Consider the following 15,641-nt stretch of genomic DNA (forward strand, 5'->3'; position numbering starts at 1 on the left):
TTTCTTTATCTTCTTGTTTTAGTGCTGTATTTGGCTATTTTTGTCCGGTGTTAAAAAAGGTGAAATACACTAACTGGACGAAGGTATATGACAAAAGTGACTACGCTGGGGCAATTCATTATCGAGAAGCAAGCTGATTTTCCGTATGCAAAGGGTGAATTATCAAGGCTTTTGCGTGATATCGGCATTGCGGCAAAAATCGTGAACCGTGAGGTTAACAAAGCCGGGCTTGTTGATATATTGGGAGACAACGGCACGACCAATATTCAGGGGGAGGGCCAGAAGAAGCTTGACGTTTATGCGGATGAGCAGTTTATATCTGCGTTGCGCAGCGGTGGCGAATGCTGCGTTGTGGCCTCGGAAGAACACGATGATTGTATTTTTATCGACTCGCATATCTCAAAAAATGCGAAGTACATCGTCTGTATTGATCCATTAGATGGCTCCTCCAACATTGATGTCAATGTCTCTGTGGGCACCATCTTTTCTATTTATAGGCGTACTGATCCGGCTGCACCGATCCGACCGGAGGAAGTCCTTCAACCGGGAACGCAGCAGGTAGCAGCGGGTTATGTGATTTATGGTTCTTCGACTATGTTGGTTTATACCACAGGTAAAGGCGTGAATGGATTTACGCTCGACCCATCCATTGGTGAATTTTGCCTTTCTCATCCCAATATGCGGATGCCGTCTGATGGCACAATCTATTCGATCAATGAAGGTAATTACGTGAAATTTCCGCAGGGCGTAAAAGATTACATCAAGTATTGCCAGGTAGAGGATGCCGAGACCCGTCGGCCGTTTACCTCGCGGTATATTGGGTCGATGGTAGCCGATGTACACCGTAATCTGATCAAGGGCGGTGTATTTTTATATCCCACCACGTCTTCCCATCCGCAAGGTAAATTACGACTGATGTACGAATGCAACCCATTGGCTTTCATCGTGGAACAGGCTGGCGGGAAAGCCACCGATGGGTATCGGCGGATCCTGGATATTCAACCTCAATACCTTCACGAGCGAACGCCAATTTTTATCGGCAGTACGGCAATGGTAGAAAAAGTAGAGAAATTTATTCAGCTAAAGGCTGTCGCGAACCTCCAATAGAAAAGCTTTTAAACGCTGGAGCGAGTCAATGACCCGCTGGTTTTCGCGCGCTTCGCTTTTATTATCCCGCAGGTAGTCTCGCGCCCCTTGCAACGTATACCCCTTGTCTTTGACCAAATTGAAGATGATTTTCAGATTGGCAATGTCATCCGGCGTAAACAGCCGGTTTCCTTTCTTGTTCTTCTTAGGCTGAAGGATATCAAATTCGCGTTCATAAAAACGTATCTGGGACGCATTGACACCGAACATGGTGGTTACTTCGCCCATCGTATAGTAGAGTTTGTTTATTTCACGCTCTTTGTAAGGCATATCATGAACAGGATTGAGTTACCTTGCTTTGCAAAGATACAATTACCGTTGAAATATCCTAGCCTATCAATCGAACGACTGATTTTCCTGGGACGCCGCCTCCAGGATGGCTACGTATTCGGTGGGCGTCAGATCATTGTAGATGAAATTTATGGGATTTACCGGCTCGTTATTTTTGTGCACTTCGTAATGGACGTGCGGGCCCGTGGAGATCCCGGTATTGCCGACGTATCCGATCAAGTCGCCCCGTTTTACCTGTTGGCCTACCCGAACCGCAAACCTGCTCATGTGGCCGTAAAGCGTCTTGTAGCTGTATCCGTGATTGATGATGATCCGCCGTCCATACCCGCCGTCCGTGCCCGCCGCTTCTATCTTTCCATTTCCGGTCGCATAAATAGGCGTGCCGACGGGTGCTGCAAAGTCGATACCCGCGTGCATTTTCCGGATCTTATAAACCGGATGTATCCGTGTGCCGAAACCCGAGACACCCGCATGGCCCTTCCGGCTGTCAACAGGCTGGATGGCTGGAATGCTGGCCATCATTTCAGCTTTGGACTTGGCCAATTCCGTCAGCTCGTCGTACGATTTCGATTGCACATACAATGCTTTGGTGATGTAATCAAGCTTTTTGGCGGTTTCAATCATCAAATCTGAATTGCTGAAATGTTCGAGATTTTTATACCGGTTGACACCGCCAAACCCCGCTTTGCGGATATCGGAATCTATGGGATCGGCTTCAAAGATGACCCGGTAAATATGATCATCGCGTTGTTGCATGCCTTCCAGTGCGGCATCGATTTGTTTCATCCGTTCCTGCATCAGGTTATATTGAAGCGCCATCTGATCCATTTCTCGCTGCAATTGTTTTTCTTTTGGCGAGTCAAAAAAAGTAAAGCCTATGTAAAACAGGAAAATGGCACATGCAAAGGAGCTGGTGAGGAAACCGATAACGCGGAGAGCCCACGTTTTGGTGCTTGTTTTTATCTTCTCATACTTCAGTGTATGCGAGTTGTAATGGTACTTTGCTTTCGCCATTAGCGCTCCATTTGATTGCTTTCAGTTAATGGTCTGACTGACTTGATGCCAAGATAGCCAACAAGTTGGAGCCAAACTTAGGTAAAGTTGTTGAAAAAATCAACAGGTAGACAAGCTAGCTGACCATGGACAGAAACAGGGCTACTTTCTGTTTGAGCTGGCGTCGGTCGACAATAAAGTCGAGAAAGCCATGTTCCAGCAGAAATTCGGACGTTTGAAACCCTTTAGGCAAATCCTTTTTGATGGTCTCTTTGATGACACGCGGGCCGGCAAAGCCGATGAGTGCGCCGGGCTCGGCAATGTTGATGTCTCCCAGCATGGCGTAGGAAGCTGTCACACCGCCCGTAGTGGGATCCGTCAGTAAGCAAATATAAGGGAGCTTGGCCTCGTTGAGCAGCGCAAGTTTAGCCGATGTTTTTGCCATCTGCATGAGCGAAAAAGCAGCTTCCATCATACGGGCACCTCCAGACTTTGATATGAGCATGAAAGGGGTCCGATGTTGCAGGCAGTAATCGATGGAACGGGCAATTTTTTCACCCACTACGGATCCCATGGACCCACCGATAAATGTGAAATCCATGCAAGCCAGTACCAGATCACGCCCCTCTATCTTGCCATGGGCACAACGAATGGCATCGTTCAATCCGGTTTTCGCATAGCTTTCTTCCAGGCGTTCCGTATACCTTTTGGTGTCTTCAAAATGCAGCGGGTCTCCAGACCTTAGATTAGGGAATAACTCAGAGAACTGATTGTCATCGAAGAGAATGGAAAAATAAGCCGCCGATCCAATGCGGAGGTGATAACCGCAATATTGACATACATACTTATTTTCTATCTGCTCAATGTTAAGCAAGGGCTTTTTGCAGGAAGGACATTTATTCCACAGACCATCGGGTGCTTCCTTTTTATGTTCCGTAGCCGTACTGATGCCGGCTTTTTCACGTCTAAACCAACTCATGCAAATTGTGTTATGGGATGCGAAGTTAGCTAAAGTTGCGGGGATATGCAAGTAATGCCGGATTAGTCTAACCCTCGTTTCCGCATCAAGTGGATAGGGTTGGGGTCTTGGCCCCGGAACCGGCGATACAGCTCGGCAGGCTTTTCCGTACCACCTTTCTCCAGGATGTTGTCACGGAAGGAGGCTGCGCTAGCGGGGTCGTAGAGCCCATTTTCCTTAAAGACTGCGAACGCATCGGCATCCAGTACTTCAGCCCAGATGTAGCTATAATAGCCCGCAGAATAACCTCCGCTAAAGATATGCTGAAAATACGTGCTGCTATGCCGTGGGATAATTTCCGCTATTAATCCCGCGCGAGTCATCGATGTTTTTTCAAATACTTGAGCAGATACTGTAATTGGTTCGGTGATGGTATGGTAGTCATAATCCAGTATAGACGATGCTAAGTATTCCACAGTGGCAAATCCCTGTCCAAACGTACCGGCATTTTCGAGTTTGGCAATCAATTCGTCCGGAATAGGTTTGCCGGTCTCATAATGCCTGGCGTATTTCTTCAGCACCGCCGGGTCTTCGGCCCAGTTTTCCATGATCTGGGAGGGGAGTTCTACGAAATCACGAGATACAGCGGTGCCGGCAAGACTGCGGTAGGTCACGTTGGATAGCAGGCCATGCAATGCGTGGCCGAACTCATGAAATAACGTATTGGCCTCATCAAAGGTAAGCAAAGCAGGCTGATCGCCTACCGGTGGAGTGAAATTACATACGTTCACAATCACCGGAGCTATCCGTTGGCCATCGACCGTGTACTGCGCGCGGAGAGAATTCATCCAAGCGCCCGAGCGTTTGGATTCGCGTGGGAAGTAGTCTACATAGAATATCCCGACATGGCTTCCGTCGGCTTCCCGTACTTCGTATGTTTCCACTTCGGGGTGGTAAATGGGTAGATCTTCCAATTTTCTGAATGAGAGGCCATACAGCTTGTTGGCCACTTCAAACGCGCCTTGGCGGACGGCTTCCAGGCTAAAATAGGGCCGTAGCTCTTCCTCACTCAGAGAGAAACGTTCACGCCGTATCTTTTCCGCGTAATAATGCCAGTCATACGGCGCTGCTTGGAAAGACCCGCCTGAGGCTTCGATGGTTTTTTGGATGTCGTACGCCTCTTCTTTTGCTTTTTTGATTGCCGGAGCCCACAGGTCGTCCAGGAGTTTTTTTACGTTGACCGGATTCTCGGCCATGGCCTCTTCCAACACATAATGTGCATGGGTGGGGTAGCCTAGCAGGTTGGCTTTCTGTAAACGGAGGTTCGCGATTCTGATTAAAATACCACTGTTGTCGTGTTCACCGCTACCTGCCCGGTTCTTGTAGGCTTCCCATATTTTCCGGCGGAGCTCACGGTTGTCTGCATATTGTAGGAACGGCATCACGCTGGAGTTAGACAGTGTAAAGACCCACTTGCCGTCGTGTCCCTTTGCCTCAGCGGTTTCCGCAGCGGCAGCTTTCAGGTTTTCGGGAAGTCCGGAAAGGTCTTCTTCCTTATCAACGACCAATTCATAGGCATTGACAGCAGCCAACACATTCTGCCCGAATTGCGTAGTCAATTCTGCTAATTGGGCATTGATGTTGCGTAGGGTGGCCTTATCTTTGTCAGTCAAATTGGCTCCGTTGCGAACAAAGTTCTTGTATGTGCGTTCCAACAACATAGCCGCTTCACTACTCAACTCCAGGTCTTCACGTGTGTTCCAAACCGCCTTCACACGCTCGAAAAGCTGGGCGTTGAGGGTAATGTTATCTCGATGAGCAGCCAGTATAGGCGCGATTTCTTTGTCCAGCGCCTGCAATGTTGGATTGGTGGTGGAAGAATTGAGATTTGAAAAAACATACGACACGCGTGTGAGTAGTTTTCCGGCGTTTTCCAGTGCGACGATCGTGTTATCAAAGGTAGGTGGTTCGGCCAGGTTCGCAATGGAATCTACCTCCGCGGCATGCCGTTGAATTGCCTTTTCGAATGCTGGTTTAAAATGATCATTTTTAATGCGGTCAAAAGGGGGAACCCCAAACGGCGTGTCATAAGAAGCGAAAAACGGATTATCGGTCGCGATGCGATGATTCTCGAAAGAAACGAGTGAGATGGCCGAAGCCGTCAATAACAGTAAAAAACAGTTACGATTCATGCGGTGCTTAACTTTTGGTGTGCGCGCCAAAGTTAACCAAAAGTTTACGGTTGGACAACTCGGTGGTATTTGTAATCACATCGTTGCCTTGTCGAGTATAGGCCATAAAAAAATGGGCAAGCTCCTTTTATCGCACCGCTACAACCCAATACCCTTGCTGCGTTCCCACCCTGGGGGATTCTTGGGGAGCTGGTCGTAAAAGACTTACCCATGGCGCAAATATAAGGAATATCGGCGAAAATTCAATAGAAATGATGTTTGTTTTTTAATCGGTTGGTTTACAGTGATGTTAGGAAATCCGATATACCTTACCGGGCATGACCGCAATGGCGCCCTTAATTTCCATTTCAAGCAGGGTGATGGCCAATTTACTTTGTGTCCACTGCAATTGCCGTGCAAGTTCATCAATGGCAATCTGTCCGGCCGCGTGAATGGCGTCATATACCTGTTGTTCGGTTTTGCCCAAAGAAATTTGAAGTGAAAGCTGCTGGGGGGGCTTATTTTTTTCGTCAATTTCCCAGTTCATGAGGTATGCCAGATCTTTCGCATGGGTAATCAGATGCGCACGGTTGGTTTTAATTAGATAATTGCACCCCGACGAAAATTCCTGATGCAGGTTGCCGGGAAATGCGCATACATCACGGTTGTAGGTGTTGGCGATTTCCGCGGTAATGAGCGCACCTCCTCTAATGGCAGCCTCAACGACAATGGTCACGTCGGCCAGTCCAGCGATGATACGGTTACGCATCGGAAAATTTTGCTTGTCGGGAACAGTGCCGGAAGAAAATTCCGTAAGCAGTCCACCCTGGTCCAGCATCCGTGCAGCCATTTCCCGGTTGGCGGATGGATAGATCCGGTCAAGACCGTGTCCGAGAACGCCGACGGTCGGCAGGCCGCACGTAAGGGCGTTCCGATGGGCATGGCTATCGATACCATAGGCCAATCCGCTGATTATGCTGACGCCGTAGGGCTGAAGGTCTCTAATAAATTCGCTGCAGATCGATTTACCATACGCCGTGGCATTTCGTGTGCCGACAATACTGATGGTACGTGGCGTATTGAGGTCTGCGTTTCCTTTGTAATAAAGTAGCAGCGGTGCATCCGGACATTGAGCTAAGCGTTTTGGGTATTGGCTTTCGCGCCAGAAAAGCGCTTGAATGCGATGCTTTTCAATGAAATGGAGTTCGTTTTCCGCCTCGTGGAAGATACGTGCTTCCAAGATTGCCGCAGCCAATCGGTTACCGATCCCCGGTATCGTCAGGAGTTCTTTCCTGGATGCGGCAAATATGGCTTCGGCGTCCGGGAAATGATTCAGTAAATGGCGGGCGATGACAGGACCCACGCCGTTTATTTTTGTCAATGCGATTTGATGAAGTAGGCTCATAGGTAATGCGAATGTATAAAAAATATCTTAAAATTGCTATATTGTGTTCATCTCATAACGAATGGATCAATGGCTCAAGAACAACAATCCGAAGTGTGGATGCGGGGACCGATACGCGGCGTCCCTGCCTTATTGCAGCCGGTGGCGCATGCCCTGTTGCAAGCAAAAGAAGAAGTGACCTTGTATATGGCTGATTTCGATGACCGTTACCTGTGGCAGAGGCCCGGTGGGGTGGCAGCCGTAGGTTTCCATTTGAAGCACATGGCCGGTGTGATCGATCGCTTGTTTACCTATGCCGAAGATCGGCCCTTGTCGGAAGCCCAGTTTGCTTACCTACGCGCAGAGGGAGAGGCGGTGCCGGAAAGCCGCGGCGCGGCGTTAGTTTCCGCTTTTGCGGAACGCGTGGATTGGGCCATCAGACAACTTCGGCGGACGGATGAAAGCCAACTGACCCATGCTCGGTATCTAGGTAGAAAGCGCATACCCACTACCTTGATGGGATTGCTGTTTCACGCTGCTGAACATACCCAACGGCATGTCGGCCAACTCTTGGTAACGGTCAGATTATTGGTGGAACGAGGCTGACGCGGCTAAAGGAATTGATCCCAGCAAATTCGCTAAACCGGAATGTACACGAGGTGCTTGGTATCAAAAAAGTCTTCCGCAAAATAATCAGATAGGGCATGTACTTCCGCACGAAGTCGTGCCTCCCGTATTTCTTCCCGCAGGTCGCCGCCTTTGAGGTATAGGATACCGTTGGGGATGGCATTCTTGTCTTTTTTGAGGAATTTGTTGCGTACCCACGGGTAGAAATCAACCAACCGGGTGACGGCGCGCGATACGACAAAGTCAAACCTTTCGTCAAGCTGTTCTGCACGGATGTGGTCGGCCTCTACATTTTTCACGCCGATTGCCGTAGCCACTTCCCGCACGACCTTGATTTTCTTGCCGATGGAGTCGACCAGCCGGAATTGTACTTCGGGAAATAGAATGGCCAGTGGAATCCCCGGGAAGCCCCCTCCGGTACCCACATCCAGCACGTGTGTGCCCGGAGTAAAATTGATGAATTTGGCAATCCCGAGTGAATGAAGTACGTGATGAAGGTACAGGCTATGGATATCTTTGCGGGAAACGACATTGATTTGTGCGTTCCAATGCGCGTACAGATCGCCTAGTTCTGCAAATTGTTCCCGTTGTATTTCAGAAAGTTTCGGAAAATACCGGTAAATGATCTCAACGTCCGGATTGAACATAGTTTCGTCTTCTAACCTCGCAATACCTGTTTTGTATCCCGTTTATTTCCACGTTACTTCTTTCTTAAACAATGCTGCGAAGCCGTTAAGGCAAATATAACTGTAATAAGCGATATCTAGCAACGGCAGCCCCCATATCAATCCTTTCACCTGTAATTTCTTCATCGCAGGATAGTAGATAAAAAGTTGCAGCAGCAGCCGGATAAGGTACATGCCCACCACAACATACCAATATGGAGGATATGCGGCGACGGTGACGATGGCAAACAGATAGAAAAGAAAGGCACTGATCAGTTGCAAAGCCAACATCCGCCGATGGGCGGGCCTATAGGCCTTGGATGCACCGGCATGCCGGGTTTTTTGCCGGGCATACGCCGAAAACGTGGTCTTTGGTTCGCTCCATACATGTGCTTCGGGATGGATACAGATGACGGTATTGTGTGGGGTCGCGTTCTGGTTTACGAACAGATCGTCGTCACCTGATGCGATGTGCATATGGGCGGCAAACCCCTTTCCCCTGAAGAATAAGCTTTTGGTATACGCAAGATTGCGCCCCACCCCCATATAAGCGTTTCCCCGTAGTGCATAGGAAAGGTAGCTTAGGGCGGTGTGGAATGTTTCGAAGCGGATCAGGGCGTTGAGCAATCCGGATTTTTTTATATAGGGAGAATAGCCAAGCACAATTTCCTCCCCACTGCCGAAGGAGCCGCCGATATGCCGGAGCCACTGCTCGGATTGGGGGATGCAATCCGCATCCGTAAATACGAGATGCTCGTATTGGGCGGCCTTAATGCCCAGCGTAACGGCAAACTTCTTGCCATGCTTCAGGCGCACATGCTCGGCGATTTCGACCACCTTTAAATTAGGATGTTGTGCGCAAAGGTCTCTCAGTAGCCATTTGGTGTCATCTTCCGAAAAGTCGTTTACCAGGATGACTTCAAATGTGTGATAATCCTGCCCGAGGATGTGAGGCAAGTGCAGCCGCAGATTTTCCTCCTCATTGCGGGCGCAGATAATGACCGACAGGGGAGGGAGAGGAGATTTCTCCAATATGGGTGGAATTTTATAAAAGGCCAACTTGCTGTATACCGACAGGAGAAAATATACCTGCACAATGAGTAGCAATCCGCAGGTTCCCGATAATAGGAAGAATGCAATTGCGGTTATTTGGCTGAAGACGTCCATATACGCTGCCAAAGATAGCAGGTTAATTTGGAAACAAAAAAAGAGACTGCCTGATTACCTTCGGCAGTCTCTTAACGATTGCAGTCGTTTTATGTGATTAATAACCCGGGTTCTGTTTCAAATCGGGCTCTACTTTTAGTTGCAATTCATGATGCGGCCAGAGGTAATTGTGCGGCGCAAACGAGCGATCTTCGATGTGCAACGACTGCTTTTGGCCATTGACCATCCGGGTATGGCCCAATGCAGGTTGATTCAACACATCCTCGGCAATCCGCCAACGGATGATATCGTCATAACGTACACCTTCTCCCGCCAGCTCAATGCGGCGTTCGTTACGGATCAGATCGATCCATTGGTCTTGGGTATAGGCCCCATACGTTGGCAGCGTTACATCGGCAAACGCCATATCCAGGCCGGCACGCTGCCGTACTTGGTTGATACAGCTTTTGGCGAGATCATCCATATCGTTGAGCATAATTTTCGCCTCCGCATAGGTTAACAATACCTCTGCGTATCGCAAAAGACCGAAGGTGAGGTTACCGGTGCGGAAGGCATCGGCTTCGGACACGAATTTACGCCACCAATAGCCCGACTTGCTGGACCGCTGGTTTTCGTAAAACATCGGATTATTCTGATTATAAATATCAATGGTCTCCCCATAAAATTCGTCACCGTGCCCCATGATACTCGCTTCGTAACGCGGATCGCGGTTTAGGTTCGGATCCAGCTCATACTCCTCTTTGGTATGCAACGGGCATGCATCGATCGGGCGCCCCTGTTTGGTCCAGTAAGCATCCACGAGGGCTTTGACCGGTACGCAGTAGGATTGGCCGTTGCCTGTACGGAAGTGCGGCCCTAAATCCCGGAAGGAGTATGTGGCATTGGCACCCACCGATTCAAGGTCCTGGTGCATAATGAACTCCTTATTGACCGCTGCACCTTCATATTGGAATAAATCGCGGTAACTATGATAGAGCTCGTAGTTGCCGCTGTCCATGATTTCCTTGGCCAATCGGGCAGCCAGTTCGTACCGTCCATTGTACAGCGCATACCGCATGACCAACGCCTTGAACGAATATTTGTTGAACATGTATTTGTTGGTGGTGTATTCATCGGGAGGAAGACGGTCGGCGATGTCTTCGGACATGGCGAACAACTGATCCAGTATTTGTTCCTTCGCCATGGGTGGCTGTACTGCCTCCTCCAACGTAGCGGGTTCCAACAAAAATGGAATGTCTCCCCAACGCGCAACCATCCGGAAATAATGCCAAACCCGCAATCCTTCCAAAATACCTTTATAGCGGGCACGTACGGCCTCATCTTCCACGTAAGGCACATCGATATTCGCAATATAGGTGTTCAAACGGCCTACGTGTTTCATGTATAAGGTATAGTAATATTCAAAAGCGCGGGTATTGCTGTTGATATTGCCATTAGCGATTAGTTGGTGGTGGTCGCCATTCACCCGGGCAAAGGCATTATCGGATCGACCGTCATGCATGTAGAATAAAAGCCTGCGATTATCCCGTGGAGTGAAAACATCCAGATAAGTGCTGTAAGTCACTCTCCGTAAGTCGTCTTCATCAATAAAAAACTCCTGAAAGGTGGTGGCGGTGGGATCCCGTTTATCGAGAAATTTTTCACACCCTCCAAGCGTCATCGCCATAACGCTCAAAAATATAACTTGCTTCTTCATGATTCGTAATGTCTTTTAAGGTTATAAGATAGATGCCCGGATTCCGATGCTATAGGTAGCCATGCGTGGATAACTTCCATTTCCACCATCCCGCTCAGGCTCCAGTCCTTCCCATTTTGTAAATGTCAAGGCATCTTGTGCGTTAAGGTAAATACGCAGGCTTTGGATACTCTTACCAATGTTAGGGATTGTATAACCGAGTTGCAGCATTTTCACCCGGAAGAAAGCTGCATTGCTCAGCCACACATTGCTCAGCACAGCGTTTGAACTTTGACCTGTCCATACCCGCGGAAAGCGGCTGTTGGGCGTTTCAGGTGTCCACCGGTTGTCCATATATTCCTGGCGGGGTGTGCCGAAGCTGTTATCCGACCCGTCCATCAGTACGGGGTATCCTTCCAGGCCATTGAGTCTGCCTGTGCGCCGGCCAACACCCTGCCCCAGCATGTTGAAATCCCAGCGGCCGTACCGAAGGTCTAGGGTAACCGAGTAGTTCATCCGGGGAAACGGGTTACCCAGATCGACCCGATCATTCTCGTTGATAATGCCATCTCCGTTTTGGTCTACATAGCGGATATCACCCGGCATGGTATTGGGGAGTTTGGCCGATGTAGCGTCCACTTCTTCCTGTGTCTGGAAGTACCCGTCGCTTTCATAACCGTAATAATTGTTTAACGCAATGCCGCGGTACCATATCCGGTCCGCATCCCCCTTGAATATCAACGAATCCGACGTGGTGTAACCGGCCTTCAGCACACGGTTTTCGTTGTTGAAGAGCATTCCACCGATGCGGTATGAGAGTTTACCTACGCGGTCGCTCCAATTGGCTGAGATTTCCCAGCCCTTGTTTTCCACTTCTCCAATGTTTACGGCAGACTCGAGGACATTCGCTCCGGTTAGCGGCGGGACTGGAAATCCGTCAAAAATCAAATCGTAGGAGTGTTTGTGGTACACCTCTGCTGTCAGGTTCAGCCGATTATTGAGCGTGGTCAAATCCACCCCTACATTCCATTGGTTTTGTTTTTCCCATGAAAATTGGGGATTAGGTACCCGCATTACCCAGCCGTAGTTATTGACGATCTCTTGCCAAAGATAAGGATCTACGTTTTCGTTACCGATCAGTCCATATGACGCTCGGATTTTCAAGTTGTTAATGGCGCCATTATCCACGATTCCCCGCATAAACGCTTCGTTGTGCACGTTCCACGCGAGGGCAGCCGAAGGAAAAAAGCCCCAGCGGTGACCGGGTGCAAATTTACTGCTGCCATCCGAGCGGGCTGTCGCTTCCAAAATGTACCGGTTGTCAAATGAATAATTCAGTTTTCCAAAAAAAGAAGCCTTGCTAACTTCCCGGTAATCGGTGTAGTTATAACTCATGATTTCCGAACCGGCAATAAAATACAATTTGTCTTTGTCTTGCCGCAGCGACTTTTCATAATTAACATTCGCGCGAGCGGTCAGTTGGCTTACGCTGACACCCTGTCTGGCGAAGGTATGATTGGCCCAGGTAGCTGCCGGTCGGCCGTCGCCATCGTAGAACATGGTCGTTTCGCGTTTTATTTTGGCAGCCGATCGATTGATCATATACGAGACGTTGCCTTCGATGGAAAGATCTTCCGTTATGAAATACCGTGGACGCAGGTTTATGGTGCTGCGGTCAAACATGTTGTTGCGCTGACCGCCATGTGCTACCGACGCCAGGGGATTGAGGTTATTGTGCAGGATGTAATGCGATGGCCTATCAGACTCGTAGAATATAGGCTGCGTCGGGTTCATTTTCCAGGCGTCCTGATACAGCCAGTGGTTGCTGGGGTCGTCGCTGGCTTTATCGGTCAAATTTTTGATTTGCAATTGGTTTACCTGCAATCTATGCGCATAGAAGTCGGCCAATAACACAAATTTGTCATCGATGTTGATGTTGGTGTTGAAGCGGGCGCTGAATTTTTCCGTTCCCTCATGGGCATTCAGCCCGCCTTGATTCACGTAACCCAGCATGAGGTTGAACGTCCCCACGCCACCACCGCCGGAAATGCTGGCCGTCGTATTGTGCGCTTGGGCCCGGCGTTGCATGATCGCATCCAGCCAATCGGTACCCTTAAAGTCACCACGGGCGGCCGCAGCGATATCTTCGTGGTCGAAAAGCAGGGTTTGGCCCTGCATACCCCGGGCTTCGTTATTAAGCCGCATGTAATCTGCCGCGTTGACCAAATTCGGTAGGTCGATCGGATCGCTGAACGCACTCCAATGATGCAGGTCTACCTTAAATCGGCCCGTCGAACCCCGCTTGGTTTCGATGACGATTACTCCGTTTGCCCCCCGCGATCCGTACAAGGATGCCGAAGCGGCATCCTTCAATACCGTAATGCTCTTCACCTGATTGGGGTCAATATCGGTCAGCGATTGTTCCATCCCGTCTACAATCACCAGGGGCGTTGCATTCTGCAGGGTACTTGTTCCACGGATGGATATCGTGCCGGGCGTTACGCCGGGCATATTGGTTGTTTGCGTGAGCGTTACCCCGGGAAGGGTCCCGCTGAATGCCTCTTCCAGTTTAAATATCGGGCGGTTGGTAGCGCGGTCCATGTCCATACTGGCTACCGAGGATGCCACGTGCTGTTTATCGATGGTGCTGTAACCCGTTACGACCACCTGTTCCAATTCCTGGCTGGACTCCTGCAGCACCACATCGATACGCGTTCGGTGGGCGGTGGTTTCTTCCACATCCATATAGCCGACCGAACTAAAGATCAGCGTTACATAGCCGGTTACATCCAGCTGATACCGGCCCCGATCGTCGGTCATGACACCGATATTCGATCCTTTGACCAGTACATTAACCCCGGCAAGCGGCGCGCCAGCACCATCGCGGACGGTACCATTGATGGTGCGTTGCTGGTTGCCTTCGGCGCGCTGTATCGTGATCTGGTTGCCAGAAATCACGTAATCGAGTTGCTGTTTGGCCAATACTTTTTTCAGTAGACGTTGCACGTTTTCATTGCGTGCCGAAATACTGATCGTTTTGTCAGCGACCAGTCGGTCTTTATAAAAAAATACAAAATCGCTTTGTTCTTGTATTTCCTCAAACAAATCAGTGAGCTTACCGTTTTCAATCGCTACGCTCACGCTTTGCGAATACGAATCGGCATATACCGATACCATACTGATACATAAGAGAAACGCGGTGATTTTTATCATCCGAAAAACTTTTTTTGGAACTCCGCTACAAACCCAAAATCGGGATTGCGCGGCAATGAGATATTTCATAACTTCGCTAATCGTTGTATTAATATTCAGTTAATATTGATGCATGCTTTTGCTTGGTGACTTCCGCAGAGGCGGTTTTCTAGGAGCCTTCGACGGTCGCCGGGTCAACGTAGTAAACGGGTAGGTGTGTCAGCACCTGCCCGTTAATGGTTAACGTATTATTTTTTCTGTATAATAACCCTCCTTTCTTCCTGCCGGATACGGTATTCCTGTTGATTATAGATAATAGCCAATAAATCTACCAACGGTTGCGTCAGGTCAAGTCTGCCCGAAAAAGTATCGTCGGCTGCAGCGGGCTGTGCTTCCATAATTTTGGTGTTATAGGCACGGCCTAATTTAACCAGTAATTCGCTGCGGGGCGTCTGTTTCAATATGAGGTGTTTCTGGGTCCAGGATATGTAGTCTTTTGCGTCGGCCGGATGCACGAGAAGACGTTTGGTTCCGCGTTCCAGCACAGCTGTATTACCGGGTTCCATCGGCCGTGGTTCGAACCGGTTGTTGCCGATGCCTTCCAATGTGATTTTGCCACGGATTAAGACCGTAGAAGCAAAGGCATCATCGTGGTAAGAGCTGATATTGAACGCAGTGCCCAGTACCTTTACCAGAAAATCTTCGGTACGCACAAAGAAAGGCGCTTTGGCGTTGGGTTGTACATCGAAGTAACCTTCGCCCTCTAGGTAAACCTCCCGTTTTTCGGCTTCGAATCGTTCGGGAAAGGTAAGCTGCGAACCGGCATTTAGCCATACTTTAGACCCATCGGGTAAGATCAACTCCTTCCGTTTCCCGTAAGGAACGGTAAGTGTATTGAATTGATTGGCTTGGCGCGGAGCGTCGTGATCCCGATCAACGGCCGTCATATCAATCGCCCCTTCATCGTTCACTACGACTGTGTGCGCATCGTGGCCCCGTAATTTGATCGCTCCAGTATCCTGTAGCAGGGATTGGTTGCTTAATGCCGTTATGGCAAGGGGGGAGAGCGATGGTTGCCGCTCGTTCCACAGCAGCCAAAAGGACACGGACGCAGCTGCAAGTACACTTGCCGCAACGATGAACCGCGATAAGCGGGGTGATCTGCTAGCATGGGTAGTCGACCGCTCTATCCGATTCCACAATTCGGAACGTTCAGAAGGATTGAGCGATTTAGGTCGTTCCATCCTCAATAGCGCAAACATACGGGTAGCCAATCGCTTTACGGCACCGGGCTGCGCCTCCCGCAGCCGATCTTCGGGGCTGTCCCCGCCTAAGATGTCCTCAACCTGATTATCGTCCATTTATATAGCAG

The 15,641-nt window shown here is 49.4% G+C and carries 12 protein-coding genes and 1 other RNA gene; 2 read left to right on the top strand and 11 right to left on the bottom strand.

Translation table 11 applies throughout. From position 1 onward, the window contains the following. The first annotated feature begins 87 nt into the window (after positions 1 to 87). The gene (fbp, locus tag ACFQRK_RS17955) at positions 88 to 1,107 is read left to right on the top strand and encodes a class 1 fructose-bisphosphatase (RefSeq protein ID WP_379009196.1); all 1,020 of its coding nucleotides are present in this window, start codon (positions 88 to 90) and stop codon (positions 1,105 to 1,107) included. Here the strand turns inward: fbp and ACFQRK_RS17960 are convergent. The 6 genes from ACFQRK_RS17960 to dprA all read right to left on the bottom strand — a co-directional run bounded on the left by ACFQRK_RS17960 (position 1,081) and on the right by dprA (position 6,964). Beyond that, on the bottom strand, positions 1,081 to 1,416 hold the full coding sequence (locus ACFQRK_RS17960; protein WP_379009197.1) for a MerR family transcriptional regulator: 336 nt from the start codon (positions 1,414 to 1,416) through the stop codon (positions 1,081 to 1,083). The two genes, fbp and ACFQRK_RS17960, sit on opposite strands and share 27 nt — an antisense overlap. Before the next feature lie 66 nt (positions 1,417 to 1,482). After that, positions 1,483 to 2,451 carry a M23 family metallopeptidase gene (locus ACFQRK_RS17965; protein ID WP_379009198.1) on the bottom strand — a complete coding sequence of 323 codons (969 nt, stop codon included), beginning with the start codon at positions 2,449 to 2,451 and terminating at the stop codon, positions 1,483 to 1,485. A gap of 115 nt (positions 2,452 to 2,566) precedes the next feature. Beyond that, positions 2,567 to 3,409 (bottom strand): acetyl-CoA carboxylase, carboxyltransferase subunit beta, encoded by an 843-nt coding sequence (accD, locus tag ACFQRK_RS17970; RefSeq protein ID WP_379009200.1) that lies wholly within the window; start codon positions 3,407 to 3,409, stop codon positions 2,567 to 2,569. A 62-nt stretch (positions 3,410 to 3,471) separates the two neighbouring features. Then, a complete protein-coding gene (locus ACFQRK_RS17975) occupies positions 3,472 to 5,580 on the bottom strand; it encodes a M3 family metallopeptidase (RefSeq protein ID WP_379009202.1) in 2,109 nt (702 codons plus the stop codon). Between the two features lie 111 nt (positions 5,581 to 5,691). After that, positions 5,692 to 5,790: signal recognition particle sRNA small type (ffs, locus tag ACFQRK_RS17980), an RNA gene on the bottom strand. 79 nt (positions 5,791 to 5,869) lie between these two features. Next, positions 5,870 to 6,964 (bottom strand): DNA-processing protein DprA, encoded by a 1,095-nt coding sequence (dprA, locus tag ACFQRK_RS17985; RefSeq protein WP_379009204.1) that lies wholly within the window; start codon positions 6,962 to 6,964, stop codon positions 5,870 to 5,872. Between the two features lie 69 nt (positions 6,965 to 7,033). Between dprA and ACFQRK_RS17990 the strand changes: the two genes are divergently transcribed. After that, positions 7,034 to 7,549, top strand: a complete 516-nt coding sequence (locus tag ACFQRK_RS17990; protein WP_379009206.1) for a DinB family protein — start codon at positions 7,034 to 7,036, stop codon at positions 7,547 to 7,549. A 32-nt stretch (positions 7,550 to 7,581) separates the two neighbouring features. Here the strand turns inward: ACFQRK_RS17990 and rsmG are convergent, their stop codons facing one another. The 5 genes from rsmG to ACFQRK_RS18015 form a co-directional block, all read right to left on the bottom strand. Next, on the bottom strand, positions 7,582 to 8,217 hold the full coding sequence (gene rsmG, locus ACFQRK_RS17995) for a 16S rRNA (guanine(527)-N(7))-methyltransferase RsmG (RefSeq protein ID WP_379009208.1): 636 nt from the start codon (positions 8,215 to 8,217) through the stop codon (positions 7,582 to 7,584). Positions 8,218 to 8,259: 42 nt separating this feature from the next. Next, a complete protein-coding gene (locus ACFQRK_RS18000) occupies positions 8,260 to 9,414 on the bottom strand; it encodes a glycosyltransferase (protein WP_379009210.1) in 1,155 nt (384 codons plus the stop codon). An 85-nt stretch (positions 9,415 to 9,499) separates the two neighbouring features. Next, a complete protein-coding gene (locus ACFQRK_RS18005; RefSeq protein ID WP_379009212.1) occupies positions 9,500 to 11,098 on the bottom strand; it encodes a RagB/SusD family nutrient uptake outer membrane protein in 1,599 nt (532 codons plus the stop codon). Between the two features lie 21 nt (positions 11,099 to 11,119). Continuing rightward, positions 11,120 to 14,290, bottom strand: a complete 3,171-nt coding sequence (locus ACFQRK_RS18010; RefSeq protein WP_379009214.1) for a SusC/RagA family TonB-linked outer membrane protein — start codon at positions 14,288 to 14,290, stop codon at positions 11,120 to 11,122. Positions 14,291 to 14,517: 227 nt separating this feature from the next. Further along, the gene (locus ACFQRK_RS18015; RefSeq protein ID WP_379009215.1) at positions 14,518 to 15,630 is read right to left on the bottom strand and encodes a FecR family protein; all 1,113 of its coding nucleotides are present in this window, start codon (positions 15,628 to 15,630) and stop codon (positions 14,518 to 14,520) included. Between the last annotated feature and the right edge of the window lie 11 nt (positions 15,631 to 15,641).

Source organism: Parapedobacter sp. GCM10030251 (assembly GCF_042666505.1).
GTDB lineage: Bacteria > Bacteroidota > Bacteroidia > Sphingobacteriales > Sphingobacteriaceae > Parapedobacter.

Coding starts and splice junctions, on each gene's coding strand:
- fbp (WP_379009196.1), top strand. CDS start 88: ATGACAAAAGTGACTACGCTGGGGCAATTCATTATCGAGAAGCAAGCT.
- ACFQRK_RS17960 (WP_379009197.1), bottom strand. CDS start 1,416: ATGCCTTACAAAGAGCGTGAAATAAACAAACTCTACTATACGATGGGC.
- ACFQRK_RS17965 (WP_379009198.1), bottom strand. CDS start 2,451: ATGGCGAAAGCAAAGTACCATTACAACTCGCATACACTGAAGTATGAG.
- accD (WP_379009200.1), bottom strand. CDS start 3,409: ATGAGTTGGTTTAGACGTGAAAAAGCCGGCATCAGTACGGCTACGGAA.
- ACFQRK_RS17975 (WP_379009202.1), bottom strand. CDS start 5,580: ATGAATCGTAACTGTTTTTTACTGTTATTGACGGCTTCGGCCATCTCA.
- dprA (WP_379009204.1), bottom strand. CDS start 6,964: ATGAGCCTACTTCATCAAATCGCATTGACAAAAATAAACGGCGTGGGT.
- ACFQRK_RS17990 (WP_379009206.1), top strand. CDS start 7,034: ATGGCTCAAGAACAACAATCCGAAGTGTGGATGCGGGGACCGATACGC.
- rsmG (WP_379009208.1), bottom strand. CDS start 8,217: ATGTTCAATCCGGACGTTGAGATCATTTACCGGTATTTTCCGAAACTT.
- ACFQRK_RS18005 (WP_379009212.1), bottom strand. CDS start 11,098: ATGAAGAAGCAAGTTATATTTTTGAGCGTTATGGCGATGACGCTTGGA.
- ACFQRK_RS18010 (WP_379009214.1), bottom strand. CDS start 14,290: ATGATAAAAATCACCGCGTTTCTCTTATGTATCAGTATGGTATCGGTA.
- ACFQRK_RS18015 (WP_379009215.1), bottom strand. CDS start 15,630: ATGGACGATAATCAGGTTGAGGACATCTTAGGCGGGGACAGCCCCGAA.